Source organism: Hwangdonia seohaensis, assembly GCF_031932625.1.
GTDB lineage: Bacteria > Bacteroidota > Bacteroidia > Flavobacteriales > Flavobacteriaceae > Hwangdonia > Hwangdonia seohaensis.
Window position 1 is genome coordinate 308,666 of sequence record NZ_JAVSCK010000005.1, and the last position, 19,174, is coordinate 327,839.

The 19,174-nt window shown below is 35.2% G+C and carries 14 protein-coding genes; 9 read left to right on the forward strand and 5 right to left on the reverse strand.

Features of this window, described 5'->3' with window-relative positions; all coding sequences use genetic code 11:
* Positions 1–104 precede the first annotated feature (104 nt).
* Complete coding sequence (gene asnB / locus RNZ47_RS15885) at positions 105–1,769, forward strand: asparagine synthase B (RefSeq protein ID WP_311942719.1); 1,665 nt, start codon at positions 105–107, stop codon at positions 1,767–1,769.
* Between the two features lie 336 nt (positions 1,770–2,105).
* Positions 2,106–4,055, forward strand: coding sequence for a DNA topoisomerase (ATP-hydrolyzing) subunit B (gene gyrB, locus RNZ47_RS15890; protein WP_311942722.1), 1,950 nt, complete (start codon positions 2,106–2,108; stop codon positions 4,053–4,055).
* Positions 4,056–4,151: 96 nt separating this feature from the next.
* Here the strand turns inward: gyrB and RNZ47_RS15895 are convergent, their stop codons facing one another.
* The 5 genes from RNZ47_RS15895 to RNZ47_RS15915 form a co-directional block, all read right to left on the reverse strand.
* Positions 4,152–4,610 carry a hypothetical protein gene (locus RNZ47_RS15895; protein ID WP_311942726.1) on the reverse strand — a complete coding sequence of 153 codons (459 nt, stop codon included), beginning with the start codon at positions 4,608–4,610 and terminating at the stop codon, positions 4,152–4,154.
* 163 nt (positions 4,611–4,773) lie between these two features.
* Positions 4,774–5,367, reverse strand: coding sequence for a porin family protein (locus RNZ47_RS15900; protein WP_311942731.1), 594 nt, complete (start codon positions 5,365–5,367; stop codon positions 4,774–4,776).
* 31 nt (positions 5,368–5,398) lie between these two features.
* Positions 5,399–6,184, reverse strand: coding sequence for a zinc metalloprotease (locus RNZ47_RS15905; RefSeq protein WP_311942735.1), 786 nt, complete (start codon positions 6,182–6,184; stop codon positions 5,399–5,401).
* 92 nt (positions 6,185–6,276) lie between these two features.
* Positions 6,277–7,329, reverse strand: coding sequence for a hypothetical protein (locus tag RNZ47_RS15910; RefSeq protein ID WP_311942738.1), 1,053 nt, complete (start codon positions 7,327–7,329; stop codon positions 6,277–6,279).
* Positions 7,330–7,536: 207 nt separating this feature from the next.
* On the reverse strand, positions 7,537–8,589 hold the full coding sequence (locus tag RNZ47_RS15915) for a hypothetical protein (RefSeq protein WP_311942741.1): 1,053 nt from the start codon (positions 8,587–8,589) through the stop codon (positions 7,537–7,539).
* A 245-nt stretch (positions 8,590–8,834) separates the two neighbouring features.
* Here RNZ47_RS15915 and RNZ47_RS15920 point away from each other — a divergent pair, with 245 nt between their 5' ends.
* From RNZ47_RS15920 to secDF, 7 genes are all read left to right on the forward strand, one after another.
* Positions 8,835–9,350, forward strand: a complete 516-nt coding sequence (locus RNZ47_RS15920; RefSeq protein ID WP_311942744.1) for an RNA polymerase sigma factor — start codon at positions 8,835–8,837, stop codon at positions 9,348–9,350.
* Positions 9,351–9,403: 53 nt separating this feature from the next.
* Complete coding sequence (locus tag RNZ47_RS15925) at positions 9,404–10,318, forward strand: FecR family protein (RefSeq protein WP_311942747.1); 915 nt, start codon at positions 9,404–9,406, stop codon at positions 10,316–10,318.
* Positions 10,305–12,851 carry a TonB-dependent receptor plug domain-containing protein gene (locus RNZ47_RS15930; RefSeq protein WP_311942750.1) on the forward strand — a complete coding sequence of 849 codons (2,547 nt, stop codon included), beginning with the start codon at positions 10,305–10,307 and terminating at the stop codon, positions 12,849–12,851. Before RNZ47_RS15925 ends, RNZ47_RS15930 begins: the two co-directional genes overlap by 14 nt.
* 108 nt (positions 12,852–12,959) lie before the next feature.
* Positions 12,960–13,997, forward strand: a complete 1,038-nt coding sequence (locus tag RNZ47_RS15935) for a DUF6588 family protein (RefSeq protein ID WP_311942753.1) — start codon at positions 12,960–12,962, stop codon at positions 13,995–13,997.
* A 262-nt stretch (positions 13,998–14,259) separates the two neighbouring features.
* Entirely contained in the window at positions 14,260–15,186 is a 927-nt protein-coding gene (gene mdh, locus RNZ47_RS15940) for a malate dehydrogenase (protein WP_311942757.1), read from the forward strand.
* A gap of 72 nt (positions 15,187–15,258) precedes the next feature.
* The gene (locus RNZ47_RS15945; protein WP_311942761.1) at positions 15,259–15,873 is read left to right on the forward strand and encodes a hypothetical protein; all 615 of its coding nucleotides are present in this window, start codon (positions 15,259–15,261) and stop codon (positions 15,871–15,873) included.
* A 271-nt stretch (positions 15,874–16,144) separates the two neighbouring features.
* The gene (gene secDF, locus RNZ47_RS15950; protein ID WP_311942765.1) at positions 16,145–19,138 is read left to right on the forward strand and encodes a protein translocase subunit SecDF; all 2,994 of its coding nucleotides are present in this window, start codon (positions 16,145–16,147) and stop codon (positions 19,136–19,138) included.
* The last annotated feature ends 36 nt before the right edge of the window (positions 19,139–19,174 follow it).

A 19,174-nucleotide genomic window follows, 5' to 3' on the forward strand; every position in this document is an offset into this window, starting at 1 on the left:
AATTATAACCAATTTTACACTTTGTGTTTTTATAATAAAACTATAATGGCATTTTTGTACCGTTAATTAGAATAAAATATATTATAAAGATAAAGATAAAGATTATGTGTGGAATTGTATGTGCATTCGATTTAAAACAGAAGGCTGAAGATTTAAGATCTCAAATATTAGAAATGTCTAAAACTATTCGTCATCGCGGACCAGATTGGAGCGGTATTTATAGCGATGATAAAGCCATTTTAGCTCACGAGCGTTTGGCCATTGTTGATCCGGCTTCGGGAAAACAACCCTTATTTAGCGAAGACAAAAAACTGATACTTGCCGCAAACGGTGAGATTTATAACCATCGTGAATTACGCAAGCAGTTTGATGGCAAGTACAGCTTTCAAACCGAAAGCGATTGCGAGGTGATTTTAGCATTGTATAGAGAAAAAGGCGTTGATTTTATTGATGAAATGAACGGTATTTTCGGATTTGCTATTTACGATGTAGAAAAAGACGAATACTTTGTGGCCAGAGATCACATGGGCATTATTCCATTATATATCGGTTGGGATAAACACGGAACGTTTTATGTTGCTTCAGAATTAAAGGCTTTGGAAGGTGTTTGTACAAAAATTGAATTATTTCCTCCAGGGCATTATTTAAGAAGTAAAGACGGCGAGTTTGTAAAATGGTACAACAGGGAATGGACGGAATATGATGCAGTTAAAGACAACGAAACCAGCATAGCAGAAGTAAAACAAGCTTTGGAAGATGCCGTACACAGACAATTAATGAGCGATGTGCCTTATGGTGTTTTACTTTCGGGAGGATTGGATTCTTCGGTAACATCGGCAATTGCTAAAAAGTATTCTGAAAGACGTATTGAAGCTGACGATAAAGAAAAAGCATGGTGGCCGCAATTGCACTCATTCTCTGTAGGTTTGGAAGGTTCGCCAGATTTAGCCGCAGCAAAAAAAGTAGCGGACCATATTGGTACCGTGCACCACGAAATAAAGTTCACCATTCAAGAAGGTTTGGATGCGATTAAGGATGTTATTTATAACATTGAAACGTACGATATTACTACCATACGTTCGTCAACACCAATGTACTTAATGGCGCGGGTTATTAAATCCATGGGCATTAAAATGGTATTATCCGGTGAAGGTGCCGATGAGATTTTTGGAGGTTATTTATACTTCCATAAAGCACCAAATGCTAGAGAATTTCACGAAGAAACCGTGCGTAAATTAAGCAAGTTACACATGTATGATTGTTTACGGGCCAACAAGAGTTTGGCAGCTTGGGGAATTGAGGGGCGCGTGCCATTTTTAGATAAAGAGTTTATTGATGTGGCGATGCGCATCAACCCAGAAGATAAAATGATTAACGGAGAGCGCATGGAGAAATGGGTGATTCGTAAAGCGTTTGAAGACATGATTCCAGAAAGCGTGGCATGGAGACAGAAAGAACAGTTTAGCGATGGTGTAGGTTACAGTTGGATTGATACCTTGAAAGAGTTGGTTGAAAAAGAAGTATCCGACGAGCAAATGGAGAATGCGAAATACCGTTACCCAATTCAAACGCCAATAAACAAAGAAGAGTATTATTACAGAACCATTTTTGAAGGACATTTTCCGAGTGATGCTGCCGCATTAAGTGTGCCACAAGAACCAAGTGTGGCCTGTAGCACAAAAATAGCTTTGGAATGGGATGAGGCTTTTAAGAATATGAACGACCCGTCGGGTAGAGCAGTTGCAAAAGTGCATGATGATGCTTACTAAATAGTAATCGGTTATTTTGTTATATAAGTAAAGACTAGCATTTTTTGTTGGTCTTTTTTTAAATGATAAAATCTAAAAATATGCGATTTAAAAGGATTTGTAAATTTTATTATTTACAAAAGATTGAAAAACCATCAAAATCAATTTTAAGGTGCTTTTTAAGCGATTTAAGAGCGTTTTGAGTAATTAACAATTGTTGATAATTATTAAACAAACTCGTTAAAATGCTTTTTAAAGGCTTTGTAATTTCGTATATTTGTTTGTATTCAAAAGGATGCTAAATAGCATCTTTTTTTGTGTAAAAAATAATTAGAAAAAGTTTATAAATAATATCATATGAGCGAAAAAAGAGAAGAATTTAATAAGGACAATTATTCGGCAGACAGTATTCAGGCTTTAGAAGGTATGGAGCATGTGCGCATGCGTCCTTCCATGTATATTGGAGACACTGGCACCAGAGGTTTGCACCATTTGGTTTATGAGGTTGTAGACAACTCAATTGATGAAGCTTTAGCAGGTCATTGCGATAATATTACAGTAACCATAAACGAGGATAACTCCATTACTACAGAAGATGATGGTCGTGGTATTCCAATAGATTTACATAAAAAAGAAGGCGTTTCCGCACTTGAGGTTGTAATGACCAAAATTGGTGCCGGTGGAAAATTCGATAAAGATTCTTATAAAGTTTCCGGAGGATTGCACGGTGTTGGTGTAAGTTGTGTTAACGCATTATCCATACATTTAAAAGCAACCGTCTATAGAAAAGGTGAAATTTGGGAACAGGAATACGAAAAAGGGAAACCTATGTATCCTGTTAAAAAGGTTGGTGAAACCGATAAAAGAGGAACTACAGTAACCTTTAAGCCAGATCCAAGCATTTTTACACAAACACTAGAATATAGCTACGATACTTTGGCAAGTAGAATGCGCGAACTGGCTTATCTTAACAAAGGAATAACTATTCATTTAATAGATAGACGACATAAAAAAGATGATGGCGAATTTGAAGGCGAAACATTTCATTCTGAAGAAGGTCTAAAGGAATTTATCAAGTTTTTAGATGGAAACCGCGAGCCATTGATTAATAAGGTTATAGCTTTTGAAGGTGAAAAAAATGGCGTGCCTGTTGAGGTGGCCATGATTTATAATACATCGTATGCTGAAAATCTGCATTCTTATGTAAACAATATTAACACACACGAAGGTGGAACGCATTTATCGGGTTTCCGTCGCGGATTGACCCATACCCTTAAAAAGTATGCCGATGAATCTGGGATGCTTGATAAATTGAAATTTGATATAGCCGGTGATGATTTCCGTGAGGGGTTAACAGCCATTATTTCGGTAAAAGTTCAAGAACCACAATTTGAAGGACAAACAAAAACCAAATTAGGTAACCGTGAAGTTTCAGCATCTGTTAGTCAAGCTGTTTCTGAAATGTTAACCGATTATTTGGAAGAACATCCCGATGATGCTAAAATCATTGTACAAAAGGTGATTTTGGCAGCTCAAGCACGTCATGCAGCTCAAAAGGCCCGAGAAATGGTGCAGCGTAAAACCGTAATGAGCATTGGTGGTTTGCCTGGGAAATTAAGTGATTGCTCCGAGCAAGATCCTGCAAAATGTGAAGTGTTTTTAGTTGAGGGTGATTCGGCAGGTGGAACGGCTAAACAAGGTAGAGATAGAGCTTTTCAAGCCATTCTTCCGTTGCGTGGAAAAATCTTGAATGTTGAAAAAGCCATGACTCATAAAGTGTTTGAAAATGAAGAGATTAAAAACATCTTTACAGCTTTAGGGGTTACCATTGGAACAGAAGAAGACAGTAAAGCGCTTAACCTTTCAAAATTACGTTACCATAAAGTTGTGATTATGTGTGATGCCGATATTGACGGTAGCCACATTGCCACCTTAATTTTAACGTTCTTCTTTAGGTATATGAAGGAATTGATAGAGAATAATCATATCTATATTGCAACACCTCCGTTATATTTAGTTAAAAGAGGAGCAAAGAAGCAATATGCTTGGTCTGATAAAGAACGCGATGAGATTGTTGAAGAATTTGGAGACGGTTCAAAAATTCAACGTTATAAAGGTCTTGGTGAAATGAACGCTGAGCAACTTTGGGATACCACCATGAATCCTGAGTTTAGAACCATGCGTTTAGTTCAAATCGATAACGGTACAGAGGCAGATCGAATTTTCTCAATGTTAATGGGTGATGAAGTACCACCACGTAGAGAATTTATAGAGAAGAATGCTATTTATGCTAATATTGACGCATAATTAATATTTATTTATAGAATTAAAAATGTCGCTTAATTTAAGCGACATTTTTTATGGATATGATTGAGGTGTTTTAGGATTAATTAAAATGCTTGTTTAAATCCCTAATCCCAAACCAATCCTTGGAGTACTTACGTTTATTCTTGTGGTCACGGTGTTTCTTCTAGGGTATCTGTGAGAGTAGTGCCCATCGTACCTATAATAATAAACCGTGGCATGATGGTAATAATAATCACTATGATGACAATGGTGGTTGCAATGCTCATAATGTTCGGCATAGGCATCTCGCTTTCCCTTCATATAAGCTTTGTGTGCTTTTCTGTCTCTTCTTTTTAAATCTTTTTCATAAGCTTTTTGTTCTTTCCAAAATGCCTCTTCCTCGGCTTCAGTTTTGGCACTAAACTCTTGCTCGAATTTAGCGTCTTCTTGAGCCCTTTTCTGATAATAGGATTTTTTATCCATCTTTGTTTCATTCGAAACCTCAGCTTCCTGGGCTTGAATTGCAAATGAAAAACTTAACGCTGCTATTAATACTATTGATTTAAATAAGGTCATAACTTTTAATTTTAAAATTTAATAAATGCACTTTACAGGTGCTTTCATAAATAAGACAACCCTAAAGTTTTTTACCCTACCTTCAATTCTATTATTTTTAGATCATTGAATTGTTAAAAAAAAAGCTGCCTAATTTTTTTTAGACAGCTTTTTTTATTGAGGATTAAAAATCAAACCCTATGGAGAATTGCCATACCCTGTTTTGCGGACTTCCTTCGTCGTATACTTCGCCCATTCCGAGATGATATCTTACGCCCAATGATACGCCCGAACTTGTTTTAAAGCCGCCTCCAAAGTTAAAACCCCAATCGAGTGTATTAGGTTCAAATTCTTGAGAGGTATCAAATAGTCCAAAGTTACTATCAAATTCTTCCTTATGTGAAATCGCTAAACCTATTTGTGGGCCCGCTTCTAAAAAGAAACTTTCGCTTGGATATAGTTTTAATGATAACGGAAGATTTAAATAATCTAATTTTTGGGTAAATGTGCCGCCATTATCTCTAAGTTCGTAGCCTTGTTGTGAGTATAAAAATTCAACTTGAAGGGCCGCACTTTCGCTTAAAAACGATTCGCCATAAAAGCCTAAATGAAACGCGTGACGCTGACCGGTTTCGGTATCGCCATCAAAACTTACAGCAGCTAGGTTGTAGCCAAATTTTATCCCTGCGTTGGAATTGTTATTGCTATTGTTTTCTTGTGCTTGCAAGCTAAATAAAGTTGTAAAAATTAAGCTTAATGTTAAAAATGTGTTTTTCATTGTTTGTAGGGTTAATAGTTTTCTTGATATTTTATTTTCCGCCATTGGCTTGTAAATCGGCAATACATTGGGCATCTAATTCGGGTGCTTTGCTGCTTCCAATTAAATTGGACAAACCATCGCCGGTTTCGGCAGACCAGTACATTAAACAGCTTTCAACGTTACAATGTTTAGGATGTGAGCTGTCTTCGTGGTTGGTCACCATTGCTGTTCCTAGATTTGTTAACCCCAAAATATGTCCGAATTCATGTGTAATAACCGTTGTTTCTAAAACACTTCTGTTGGGTTCAAAAGCACTATTGCTTAAATCTTCAATGGTTTCTTGAAAAATAACAAATGAGGTGTTTCGGTAGGCAGTACCTAAAACAACACCGTTTTCGGTATTTTTGTTTGATTCGCCGTCTGCAAAAAATGCCCAAACCGCAATTTGATTGTTGGTGTTGTATTTTGTTCTTTTGGATTCTTCAATACGTATTATATCCTCAGTACTGTATTTGGCTTTACCTGTTGGTGCAATGGCTCTTTTTTCAACTGTAATGCCTTGGGGCTTAAAGGTTCGCGTTTCAATAAAAGACTTTAAATTATTTACCGAAGTTTCTGAAGGTTCAAAACCGTCTACATAAACAAGCTCGATAACCATACTTTTAAAGGTGTTGCTGGATAAAAGATCGTTGGCCGAAGCTCCCGTTGATTTTTGGTTTGCAACTTTGTTCGATTCTGTGCCTCCATTATTGGGGTCTTGATTCGTGATTTCTTCTTTAGAACACGCATTTAAAAAAAGAATGAGCAAAAGTGCTATTAAAAATCTGTACTTCATATTGAAAATAATTGTTGTTTATATTTTAAAAACAGCTGCTAAATTTTAGCAGCTGTTTTACCATAACATACGTAACAAATGCCAATCTAGTTTTATATTTGGGCTAACACTAGAGTTATTCCGGCATTTGTTGTGCTTTGCAGAGAGATAGAACTTTGCGAGTAGCTTGTAACTTCCCAAGTATGGTTTAATAATTCGAAAGTAGCATTACCCGTAAAAGTTAAATTTAAGAATACTTCAAGCTCTGATGTTACAGCGTATGTCCCTTCAACATCGCTAATGGTTGCATTTACCGTGTGTTTTGCTAAGCAGGTTAAATCGTTGGCAAAATCTATAGAATAGTTTGCATAATCATTTGCGGTATCGACACCGGCAACTACAAACGATTCAACTTTAAAAGCGCCTTCAACTAAAATGGTTTCTAGGGATTTAGCGTTTTCTTCGGCTTCATCTTTAATGTCATCAGTAGCTAAACAATCTGTAAATTGAGTTTTTAAATCCAAATCACTAGCAATTTCTACAACGGTATCTCCATTAACAGTTGCCGTTATTGGATAGTTGATAGCAAATCTATCATTGCTTTCTAAGTTATCCATGTAGGTATATAACTGTTGTTCAGATTCTATAACCACGCTACCTGTTTGCTCTAAATTTAAGTTGTAGGTTAGAATGGTTATAGGAAAATCGATGTCTAAACAATTAATAGCGGCCTCACCTTGTTGTTCGGCTTGCTCACAAGCGTTTAAAAGGGCATCGTATTCGGTTTGATTGGCTATTTGAACTTCGGTGTAATTGCTCGTCATTACTGATAGCGGAAATTGAAATTCAATGGTGTCATTATCGTTAATAAATTCTCCTAAAATACTTAATACCAAATCGAATTGCGCTTCGCTAACAATGGTTAATTCTGTGCCGTTAATAGTGGCTGTAACAGGCAATATTATTGATGAGCATGAAATGCCATCTAAAAAGTCATCAAAACTGCCATCGTGCATCGAGGAACGCTCTAGGTTACTTGCAGTTTCAGAGTTTGGGGAATTGGTATTTGGATTTTGACCATTTTCACTATCAATTTCATCTTGACAAGAGGTTAATCCTAAAAATGAAAGAAATAAGATTGCTGTAAATAATTTTAAGGTTTTCATAATACTATTTTTTGTGTTTGAATTTTTTTATTTTTTGGCGAATGTTTCGCCTTTCTATAAATAAGACAACTACATTTAAATTTACCCTACTTTAAATTAATGTTTTTTTATTTTAATCTTCTTTTAGCATGTTTATAAGCTTAAAAAAAACAGCTGTCTTGAATTAAGGCAGCTGTTTCATAACATAAGTCACAAATGCAAACTTAACTATATTTGGGCTAAAATTAAAGTTACTGCTGCATTTGTTGTGCTTTGTAAAGAGATGGAGCTTTGTGAAAAACTTGTTACTTCCCAATTGTTGTTTAGTAACTCAAAAGAAGCGTTTCCGGAGAAGGTTAAGTTAACAAATACTTCTGTTTTAGAGGCTACATTGTAGGTTCCTTGAACGGCATTGATGGTAGTATCTGCTTTATTTTGAGCAGTACACGTTAAGTTGCCAGCGAATTCAATTGTGTAGTTGGCGTAATCATTTGCTTTTTCAACGCTAGAGTCAATAAAAGATTCTACTTTAAAAGCGCCTTCAACTAAAATAGTTTCTAAGGTTTTAGCATTTTCTTCAGCTTGCTCTTCTTCGTCTTCTGTTGCAATACAGTCTGAAATTTTTGACTGCAATTCTAAATCACTTGTAATAGTTACCAAAGTATCGCTATTTAATGTCGCTGTAATGGGGTAGTTTACTGCGAAATACTCATCGTTACCAAAGTTAGTCATGTACGTGTATAAAGCCTTTTCAGACTCTATTACTACACTGCCTGTTTGTACGAAGTTTAAATTGTACGAGAAAACAGTAATAGGAAAGTTAATACCTAAACAGTTTATAGCCTCGTTAGTGGTGCCTTCTGCTTGATTACATGCCGATATTAAGGCGTCGTACTCAATTTGATTAGTTATTTCAACCTCGGTATAGTTACTAAGTTTAACCGATAATGGGAAATGTAATATAACTTCATCTTCATCATTGTTGTATTCTGATAAAATATCAATTACAGTTTCGTAATCAGATTCATTAACTACATGAACTTCGGTGCCATTAACAGTGGCGGTAACTGGTAGTAAAATAGAGGAGCAAGATACACCATCTAAAAGGTCGTCAAAACTACCGTTGTGCATAGACGATTGTTTTAGTTGTTTGGCCGTTTGTGAGTTGGCAGCATTGGCATTGGGGTTTTCTTCGTTTAGATGGTCATCTTGATCTTGACAAGAAGTAAATCCTATAAAGCTCAGTAATAAGATTGCAGTAATAAATTTTAAAGTTTTCATGATAATAAATTTTGGGTTTTAATATTTTTCTTTTTTGCGATTTTTTCGCTTTCTGTACTTAAGACAATCCTTTTTAAATTTACCCTACTTAAATTTTAATAATTTTGTTTTTTTAGTGTTTTGTGTAATTGTTTAAAGCTTGTGTATATATAATTTGCGTAAGTTTTATGGGGTTCAAAACATAATTTTATACTACTTTTGTGATTGTTTTTTAAATTATAAATATTGAACAATCTGCTTTAAACATGGCAACCAATAGCTCCAAACTTTGTGAAGAAACCCACTTTAATGCCTTTTATTTAGAGCACATTCAGCATGCCAGTAATTTTGCATACTATAAATGTGGAGATAAGGATAATGCCCTGGATTTGGTGCAGGACGCCTTTTCTAAAATATGGGAAAACTGCTCTAAAATTGATTTTACAAAGGCAAAAACGTATTTGTTTACCACCGTTAATAATTTGTTTTTAAATAAAGTAAAGCATAATAAAGTGGTTTTGGAATACGCCAAAGCTGCACCTTACATTGATAAAACCAATGAGAGTCCAGAATATTTATTAGAGGAAGAAGAGTTTAAAACTAAGTTGCAAAACGCCATAGCTTTACTATCAGAAGCGCAACGCGAGGTGTTTTTATTAAACAGAATAGACGGTAAAAAGTATCGAGAAATAGCAGAAATGCTAGAAATCTCTCAAAAAGCAGTTGAAAAAAGAATGTCTGGCGCACTAAAAATTTTAAGAGCACATATAGAAAATATTTAACTCGGGTAGGGTAAACTTATATATAGGTGTCTTAATTGTATAAAAGACAAAAAATGAATAAAGAAAACGACATATTAAAATGGTTTGATGGTGACATCTCTACCGCGGAGATTAAAAAGCTGTATCCCGACGAAGACTTTTCTGCATTGGTAAAAACTGCCTTTTATGCCAAACAAATTGATGTGCCTAAAGTAGATGCACAAAAGGCTTTAGCAGATTTTAAAACTAAATCTTTTAAAAAGAAAGAATCTAAAGTTATTCCCTTAAATTTCAAATCATTTTTAAAGGTGGCTGCCATTTTGGTGGTTATGCTTACGTCGTCCTATTTTTTATTCTTTAACAATACAAAATCCTATTCAACAGCTATTGCACAAACAGAAACTTTTAATCTACCTGATGATTCTCAGGTAATTTTAAATGCACAGTCCAAACTGTCTTTCAATAAAAAAACTTGGAAAAAAAGCCGAAGTCTTGATTTAAATGGCGAAGCTTTTTTTAAGGTAACCAAAGGCGAAAAATTCACCGTTAATACAAACGCCGGAAGCATTCAAGTTTTAGGCACACAATTTAATGTAAAAAAACGCCCGAATTATTTTGAAGTACAATGCTACGAAGGTTCTGTAAGTGTTACACACAACAAAGAAAAAACGATATTAATCCCAGGGAAAACGTTTAGGGTTGTAAATAACCAAATTGTATTGGCCAAGGATTTTAACGCAGAAACACCATCGTGGTTAGCCAAGGAATCTTCGTTTGATAATGTACCGCTTTGGCAAATTGTTAACGAATTGGAAATTCAATACGATATAATCATTGATGCATCAAAAGTAGATGTTGCCAAAACATTTTCAGGTAGTTTTACACACACCGATAAAAATATAGCATTACAATCTGTAACCATTCCGCTTAAATTAAGTTACAAAATAAACGGTAATAAAGTTGAGTTATATAACTATGACAAAAACTAAACACTTCATCGTTTTATGTTCTGTCTATTGCTGCTTTTCTTTTGGTTTACAAGCACAAGAAAAACTACCGTTATTAGATGTATTACAGCAATTAGAAAATCAATTTGATGTCAAGTTTTCCTATTCGATAGATGATGTTAGTAATGTTTTGGTAGATATACCAAACAAATCAGACACATTAAAACAAATCATTGAAAATTTAAACGCTACCACACTTTTAAATTTTAAGTTTCTTAACGAGCGCTATATCACGGTTTCCACAATTAACAAAACCATTGCTATTTGTGGTGTTTTGGTTTCAGAAAAAACTAAAGAACCTTTGCCTGGGGCTTCGGTTTTAATTGAAAATTCTACAAATGGTGTTATCACAGATATAGAAGGCAGTTTTACTTTGAATGAAGTAGATGTCAATAAATCGATAATTATTTCTTTTTTAGGATTTGAAACACAGGTGTTTAAAGCTGCGGATTTAATGTTGTTAAATAACACGTGTAAAACCATAGAAATGCAAGTTAAAAGTGAAGCACTCAATCAGATTCTAATCACCAAATTTTTAACCACAGGTTTACAAAAACGCATTGATGGTAGCACGATTTTAAATACCGAAAAGTTTGGTATTTTACCCGGGCTCGCAGAACCGGATATTATGCAATCCATTCAAGCTTTACCAGGTGTTGAAAGCATTAATGAAAGTATCGCAAACATTAATGTTCGTGGGGGTACAAACGACCAAAACCTCATACTTTGGGATAATATTAAAATGTATCATTCGGGGCATTTTTTCGGGCTTATCTCAGCTTACAACCCGTATTTAACAAACCAAGTTTCGGTGACCAAAAACGGAACCTCAAGCGAGTTTAGCGATGGCGTGTCCAGCACCATTAATATGTCTACAAAAAACAAGATAAATGAAGGCTTTAAAGGCGGCGTAGGCGCTAATTTAATACATGCCGATGCTTTTTTGGAAATACCATTAAGTAAAAAACTGGCCGTTCATATATCGGGTAGGCGCTCTTTTACCGATGTTTTCAGTACACCGACTTACGATACGTATTTTGAACGCAGTTTTCAAGATAGCGAGCTCACCACAAATAGCGATAACATAAGCGAGAGTAACAAATCGTCCGATTTTTTCTTTTACGACTATACCGCTAAATTGCTTTTCGATTTTAATGAGAATCATAAATTTAGGGCTAACATTATTGGCATAAACAATAACTTGGATTATACTGAAAGTTATACCAATTCCGATGATGAAACAGATTCAAAAACCAGTAATTTAAAGCAACAAAACTTGGGCGCTGGTGCAAACTGGAACGCGAAGTGGCATGCTAAATTTTCAACTGAAATCAATGCTTTTTATTCAAAATATAATGTGGATGCTGTTGATTATAGAATTGAAACCGATCAAAAATTAACCCAAGCAAACGAAGTTCTTGAAACGGGAGTAAAGCTTAAAACCAATTTTAAGATTAATGATAATCTGAATGTTTTAAATGGCTATCAATTCAGTGAAATAGGCATTTTGAACGAAACCACGGTTAGCGCACCGTCTTACGATAAAACCAAAAAGGACGTGTTGCTCAACCATGCGCTTTTTAGTGAAATAGAATTTAATAAACACAATACGTATTTGAGGTTGGGTGTTCGGGGGAATTATTTTCAGAAATTCAATAAAATGATTATTGAGCCCAGGCTAAATGTTAGACAAAAACTAAATAATCGCTTTGCATTAAAGTTACAAGGTGAATTTAAAAACCAATCTGCCACACAGATTATCGATTTTCAAGATGATTTTTTAGGCGTTGAAAACCGCCGCTGGATTTTGGCAAATAACAGTTCGATTCCTATTTCTGAAAGTAAACAAGGGTCTTTCGGTTTCGAGTTTAATCAAAACAATTTCGTAATTGATGTTGAAGGGTTTTATAAACTAGTTGATGGGATAACCGCATCCAACCAAGGTTTTTATAATAATTTTCAATATATAAATGCCGCTGGAAGCTATGCTGTAAAGGGTGTTGAGTTTTTAATGAATAAAACGGCTGAATCCTATAGTGCTTGGGTGAGTTATACCTACAGTGTTAATGATTATGAATTTGAAAGTATAACGCCCTCCGTTTTTCCAAACAATGTGGATGTCAGGCATTCGATGTCCATGGCCTTTAATTATGATATTAGGGATGATTTAAAAGTATCCATAGGTGGTATTTGGAGGTCTGGTGCGCCATATACAAAACCCGTTGAAGGGAATGAAACCATACAAAATGGCAATAATACGGTTGTAAATTACGACCTTCCGAATAATGAAAACTTAGATGATTTTATCCGATTGGATGTTTCCTTAAAATATAATTTTAATATAACAAACACATCTAACGGAGCTATAAGTTTAGGAGTTATTAATGTAACGAATAAAGAAAATAGCATCAATAGGTATTACGAAGTGCACCCTGAAGATTCAAATTCAGCCATACAAATTGATAATAAATCACTTGGTTTAACGCCCAATTTAAGTTTTAGAATCAATTTTTAGAATAGCGAATCCATATTAAAAAATCGATAAAACGTATTATTTTTACGATTAAATGTTGTTTTATTCGATGTTTTTTATATTTTTGTCAAACCCAAATCTTAAAATAAAATGAAAAAGTTAACTCTACTTATGTTGTTTTGTATAGCAACAATTACTTCAAAAGCTCAAAATGATTTAGATGCGCTTCTTGCCGCAGGTGTAAAAAACGCAGAACGTTTTGCCAACGATTATTTAATGTCGGGAACAGATGGTTTAATGCACAGCATGAATGCTGGTTGGTTTAATACGGCAGACGCCAAACCACTTGGAGGTTTTGAAATTTCAATAATCGCCAATGCTTCAACCATACAGAATGAGCACAAATCGTTTTTAATGAATATTGCAGATTACAATAACGACCCAGATCAAGATTTTGTGGTGTCATTTACAGATGCTTCAACATCAAAATCTGTGGCAACTGCTTTAGGGGAAAACGAACCGGATATTGATATAGTAGTTACTTATGACGACCCGATTTTAGGGCCTCAACAGGAAACCATAACCTTACCTAGTGGCATTGGTTCAGATACGGCAAACCTATTGCCAACTGCCTTTATTCAAGGTGCCATTGGACTCAGTAAAGGTATTGAGTTGAAAGCGCGTTTTGTGCCCAAAATTAATACTGATGATGTAGATATTAGCATGTATGGCGCTGGATTGCAAATGGAGTTTACCAAATGGTTGCCTGCCGATAAATTACTGCCCGTAGCCATTTCAGGTTTGGTAGCTTATACCCATTTAGATGGTACTTATGATATATCTGGATCTACCGGAATTAGCGGTAGTAATCAACGTATAGAAAATGATACAAATACGTGGTTGTTCCAATTAATAGCATCAACCAAATTGCCCGTAATCAATTTTTACGGCGGTTTAGGGTATATAAAAGGTAAATCGGAATCGGATTTATTAGGAAGTTATACCGTTTCAAATGGGCCATTATTTTCTCAAACCATAACCGATCCTTTTTCAGTATCAAGTGAAGCATCGTCTGTTAGGGGAACGATTGGTACCAAATTGAAATTAGGCTTTTTCAGATTAAATGCCGAATACCATTTAGCCGAATTTAATGCCTTTTCAGTAGGTTTAAATTTCGGATTTAGATAATGGTTTTTTAAATTCATTTTCATATAAATGAATGATTTAATATTCAAATAATTTATGTTTTAGTTAGTTTATATAATTAGTTGCGTTAAAAGTGCAGGATTTTAATCTTGCACTTTTTTCGTTTACAGCATTTTAATTCATACTTTTGTTAACCAAAATTTTTAGCGGTAAAACAAACAATAGTCATGTTTTAAATCAAAATAAATGATGACTTTTGGCTAGAATTTATAACATATCACAAATCTTTTAAAAAAATAATTTTATGAAAGTTACAGTAGTTGGAGCAGGGGCAGTAGGGGCTAGTTGCGCAGAGTACATTGCGATTAAAAACTTTGCTTCTGAAGTTGTATTATTAGACATTAAAGAAGGCTATGCCGAAGGTAAAGCGATGGATTTAATGCAGTGTGCATCTTTAAACGGGTTCGATACCAAAATTACAGGCATCACAAACGATTATAGCAAAACGGCAAATAGCGATATTTGTGTCATAACTTCGGGTATTCCGCGTAAGCCGGGAATGACTCGCGAAGAATTAATTGGTATTAATGCCGGTATTGTAAAATCGGTTTCATCCAGTTTAATTGAGCACTCTCCAAACACCATTATTATTGTGGTGAGTAACCCAATGGATACGATGACGTATTTGGTTCATAAAACAACAAATTTACCAAAAAACAGAATTATAGGCATGGGCGGCGCCTTAGATTCCGCACGTTTTAAATACAGATTAGCCGAAGCTTTAGAAGCTCCAATTAGCGATGTAGACGGCATGGTTATAGGCGGTCATAGCGATACCGGCATGGTGCCATTAACATCGCACGCCACACGAAATAGTGTTAAGGTTTCTGAGTTTTTATCTGACGATAGACTAAATCAAGTAAAAGAAGACACTAAAGTTGGTGGTGCTACTTTAACCAAATTATTAGGTACGTCGGCTTGGTATGCACCAGGTGCAGCAGTTTCCGGATTGGTACAAGCCATTGCTTGCGACCAAAAGAAAATGTTCCCTTGTTCAACCTTATTGGAAGGTGAATACGGTTTAAGCGATTTATGCATTGGTGTACCGGTGATTTTAGGCAAGAACGGAATTGAAAAAATAGTGGATATTCCGTTAAGCGATGCTGAAAAAACACATATGCAACAAAGTGCCGAAGGCGTTAAGAAAACAAATGGTTTACTGGAATTGTAAACTTTAATATTACAAATTAGATTTTATAATAAAGACTGTAGAAATACAGTCTTTTATTATTATATTTGGCGCATGAATTCAAAATGGTACTTTAGTGCTTTAATAGTTATTATCACCTTGTTTGGTGCTTTTTCGCAGCAGCAAACTATTGTGCCAAATCAAGAAATTGTTCTTCAATTTACAGATGCTTCCATAACACCCGATGAATCACAAAAAACCATTGCTATTGTAAAACAGCAATTGCAGGATTTAGGTGTTAGCAATATTCAAATAAAGGAAGAAGAAGGCGGTAAGCTAAAAATCACGTATCACAGTGATGCCGATGTTGCGAGTATTAAAAAGACCTTTTCAAAAGAAAAGAACCTCATTTTAGATGCTGCTTTAAACAATGAAAACGAAGATTCTTCAAAGCTTCCTTTTGATGAAAACACCGTTAGCTATAAACTCGATGTTTATGAAATCCAAAACGGGCACGATGCGCCATGGGATTTAAACGGGACTTCGGTTGTTGAGTTAAAACCCGAAAGCAAAAGATTATCAAATCCAAATTTATATGCTTTTATCAATGCTTTTGATGTGAATGAAAGCGGCGAAAAAGTAGCCTATAAAACACATTACAATATTGCCATTGCAATAGATAATACGTCACACAAAATCCCCGAAGTTAGAGCGGGACCTTTAGCTTAAATTACTTCAAAAAAACAGCTTTTATAAACAACTGGCACCAAACCGGTTTCAGTACAAAAAGCTAACAAAATTATTAAAATATAAAATTGTTAAATCCTACGAGAAAATTCTATATTTGCTCGTTTTAAAATAAAAACAATTTTTGAACAAGGTAAAACCTTGTGAATCATTAAACTTGTCATTCCCACAAAATCGGAGATTCATAAATACCATAATTATGAATTTAGAATCAATGAATAAAGCGGGAAACTAAGACACAAAAAATTACAAAATGCAAAATAAAGGATTAGTAAAATTATTTGCGCTCTTGTTTGGTTTGGTAAGTATTTACCAATTATCATTCACATTTAAAGCCAATCAAATTGAGAGTCAAGCCCAAGAAATCGCTATAAATAAAATTCCAGATACCGAGGAAGATTTCAGGGAAAAAAGAAGTGATGAAGAAGCAAACTACCTAGAGTCCATAGCTAATGATACCGTTTATAATATCGGTATTGCAAAATTCACGTATAACGATGTGAAGCAAAAAGCCATGAATCTTGGTTTGGATTTAAAAGGTGGTATAAACGTAATCTTACAAGTATCGGTTAAGGATATTTTAAAAGGATTGGCCAACAATACCAAAGATCCGGTTTTTAATAAGGCATTGGACGATGCTACCGAGCTTCAAAAAAACAGTCAAAATACCTATTTAGAAGATTTCTTTATAGCATTTGATAAAATTAAAGGCGATACCAAATTAGCGTCTCCAGACATATTTTACACCAAAGCTTTAGATGGTGAGATTAATGGAAGTATGACAGATAGTGATGTTAAAAGCATTATAGAAACAAAAATAGACGAGTCGATAGTATCAGCTTTTGAAGTATTGCGTAAGCGTATTGACGAGTTTGGTGTAACCTCGCCAAACATTCAACGTTTAGGGAATTCTGGTCGTATTTTAGTGGAATTGCCAGGTGTTAAAGATGTTGAGCGTGCTACAGGATTATTACAAAGTACGGCACAATTAGAGTTTTGGGATGCTTATAAAGGGGAACAGTTTTTCCCGTTTTTAGTACAGGCCAACGAGGTTTTAAAAGACATTGTTAAAGTTGATGTGACTGATGAAGAGGTAGAGCCTCAAGATGAAGAAAACGCTGAAGACTCGCAAATTGATGCCCTTTTGGGTGAAGCTGAAACCGATTCGACTGCTGTTTCAAGTGTAAATCCAATATTCGATCTAATTAAAGGTCAAGGTTACCAAGGCGGACCGGTAATTGCAAGTTTCGAATTAAAAGATAAAGAAACCGTTTTAAATTATTTAAACCTACCACAAGTAAGAGCTTTATTGCCAGCAGAACACCGTTACGCAAAATTTGCTTTTGGCAAACCAGATAAAAATAGCGAGCTGGTAGATTTATACGCTTTAGTGGGTAACAGAGAAAACGTGCCGCCATTAAGTGGTGCCGTTGTAACCGATGCGCGTAACCAATTTGGACCAACGGGAAAATCTGAAGTGTCTATGCAAATGAATTCCAAAGGCGCTAAGGTTTGGGAAGAAATGACGGGGAATGCATTTAATCAAGGCAGTCAAATTGCCATTGTTTTAGATAATATTGTGTATTCTGCCCCAGGTGTAACTACAGGGCCAATTGCCGGAGGAAGCTCTTCAATTTCTGGAGATTTTACATTAAACGAAGCCATAGATTTAGCAAACGTACTGCGTGCTGGTAAATTACCGGCATCGGCAGATATCATTTCAAGTGAAGTTGTTGGGCCATCATTGGGTCAAGAAGCCATTGATAGTGGTACCAAATCGTTTATGATTGCCTTGGCATTGGTATTGCTTTGGATGATTTTCTATTACGGAAAAGCAGGTGGATTTGCAGATATCGCCATGGTTTTAAACATCTTATTAATCTTTGGTATTTTATCTGGTTTAGGTGCCGTACTAACTTTACCGGGTATTGCTGGTATTGTGTTAACTATTGGTATGTCGGTTGATGCGAACGTGCTTATCTTTGAGCGTATTCGAGAGGAAATAGTTAAAGGTAAAGGACAAAAAGAAGCTATTCAAGATGGATTTAGTAACGCTTTGTCTTCTATTTTAGATGCCAATATTACAACCGGTTTAACGGCCTTAATCTTATTTATTTTTGGAACAGGGCCTATTAAAGGATTCGCAACTACCTTATTAATTGGTATTGGTACATCGTTATTTACGGCTATTTTTATCACCAGATTATTGGTAGACTGGTATATTAACAAAGGCGGAAAACTGGATTTCTCAACCGCATTAACTAAAAATCTTTTCAGAAACATTAGTATTGAATTCTTAAAGAAACGTAAGGTAGCTTATATGGTTTCTGCTGTATTCATTGTGGTAAGTTTAGGTTCGTTGTTTACAAATAGCTTAGATCAAGGTGTCGATTTTGTTGGAGGTAGAACCTATCAAGTGCGTTTTGCACAGGATGTTAGTGCTTCAGAAATTACCGATGTACTTTCACAACCAGAAATTTTTGGAAGTGCAGATGCTAAAACTTTTGGTAGTGCCAATCAATTAAAAATAACCACCAAATACAAGGTTAACGAAACAGGATCTGAGGTTGACGAAGAAATTAGAAAGGCTTTATATGATGGACTTGTTCCTTATTTAGAAGGTATATCATATGAGAAGTTTTTAGATTTAAACGATGTGAACAAACAAGTTGGATTACTTGAATCTTACAAAGTATCTCCAACCATTGCCGACGATATTAAACAAGCCTCGGTTTGGGCTGTATTGGGCTCGCTAATAGTAGTGTTCCTTTATATCTTATTCCGATTTAAAAAATGGCAGTACTCATTGGGTGCGGTAGCAGCGGTTTTCCACGATGTACTTATTGTATTGGGGGTATTCTCGCTAACCTATAAATTCATGCCGTTTAGTATGGAAATAGACCAAGCTTTTATCGCCGCCATATTAACGGTTATTGGTTACTCGTTAAACGATACCGTGGTAGTATTCGATAGAATTCGTGAGTTTTTTAACGAGCATACTTCTTGGAAATTCGATAAAGTAGTAAACGTGTCATTAAGCAGTACTTTAAGTAGAACACTAAATACATCGTTAACAACGTTAGTAGTGTTGTTATCCATCTTTATTTTTGGTGGCGATTCAATTCGAGGCTTTATGTTTGCCTTAATTGTAGGTGTTATAGTGGGTACGTATTCATCGCTGTTTATTGCAACACCGATTATGTACGATTCAGTAAATAAATTAGAAGGAAAAAAGAAGAACGACTAACTCAAATTTTTTCTTTAAATGAGAAGCCTATCATGT

Excerpts from the sequence above, each read along its gene's own strand:
- asnB (WP_311942719.1), top strand. The coding sequence starts at position 105 with ATGTGTGGAATTGTATGTGCATTCGATTTAAAACAGAAGGCTGAAGAT.
- gyrB (WP_311942722.1), top strand. The coding sequence starts at position 2,106 with ATGAGCGAAAAAAGAGAAGAATTTAATAAGGACAATTATTCGGCAGAC.
- RNZ47_RS15895 (WP_311942726.1), bottom strand. The coding sequence starts at position 4,610 with ATGACCTTATTTAAATCAATAGTATTAATAGCAGCGTTAAGTTTTTCA.
- RNZ47_RS15900 (WP_311942731.1), bottom strand. The coding sequence starts at position 5,367 with ATGAAAAACACATTTTTAACATTAAGCTTAATTTTTACAACTTTATTT.
- RNZ47_RS15905 (WP_311942735.1), bottom strand. The coding sequence starts at position 6,184 with ATGAAGTACAGATTTTTAATAGCACTTTTGCTCATTCTTTTTTTAAAT.
- RNZ47_RS15910 (WP_311942738.1), bottom strand. The coding sequence starts at position 7,329 with ATGAAAACCTTAAAATTATTTACAGCAATCTTATTTCTTTCATTTTTA.
- RNZ47_RS15915 (WP_311942741.1), bottom strand. The coding sequence starts at position 8,589 with ATGAAAACTTTAAAATTTATTACTGCAATCTTATTACTGAGCTTTATA.
- RNZ47_RS15920 (WP_311942744.1), top strand. The coding sequence starts at position 8,835 with ATGGCAACCAATAGCTCCAAACTTTGTGAAGAAACCCACTTTAATGCC.
- RNZ47_RS15925 (WP_311942747.1), top strand. The coding sequence starts at position 9,404 with ATGAATAAAGAAAACGACATATTAAAATGGTTTGATGGTGACATCTCT.
- RNZ47_RS15930 (WP_311942750.1), top strand. The coding sequence starts at position 10,305 with ATGACAAAAACTAAACACTTCATCGTTTTATGTTCTGTCTATTGCTGC.
- RNZ47_RS15935 (WP_311942753.1), top strand. The coding sequence starts at position 12,960 with ATGAAAAAGTTAACTCTACTTATGTTGTTTTGTATAGCAACAATTACT.
- mdh (WP_311942757.1), top strand. The coding sequence starts at position 14,260 with ATGAAAGTTACAGTAGTTGGAGCAGGGGCAGTAGGGGCTAGTTGCGCA.
- RNZ47_RS15945 (WP_311942761.1), top strand. The coding sequence starts at position 15,259 with ATGAATTCAAAATGGTACTTTAGTGCTTTAATAGTTATTATCACCTTG.
- secDF (WP_311942765.1), top strand. The coding sequence starts at position 16,145 with ATGCAAAATAAAGGATTAGTAAAATTATTTGCGCTCTTGTTTGGTTTG.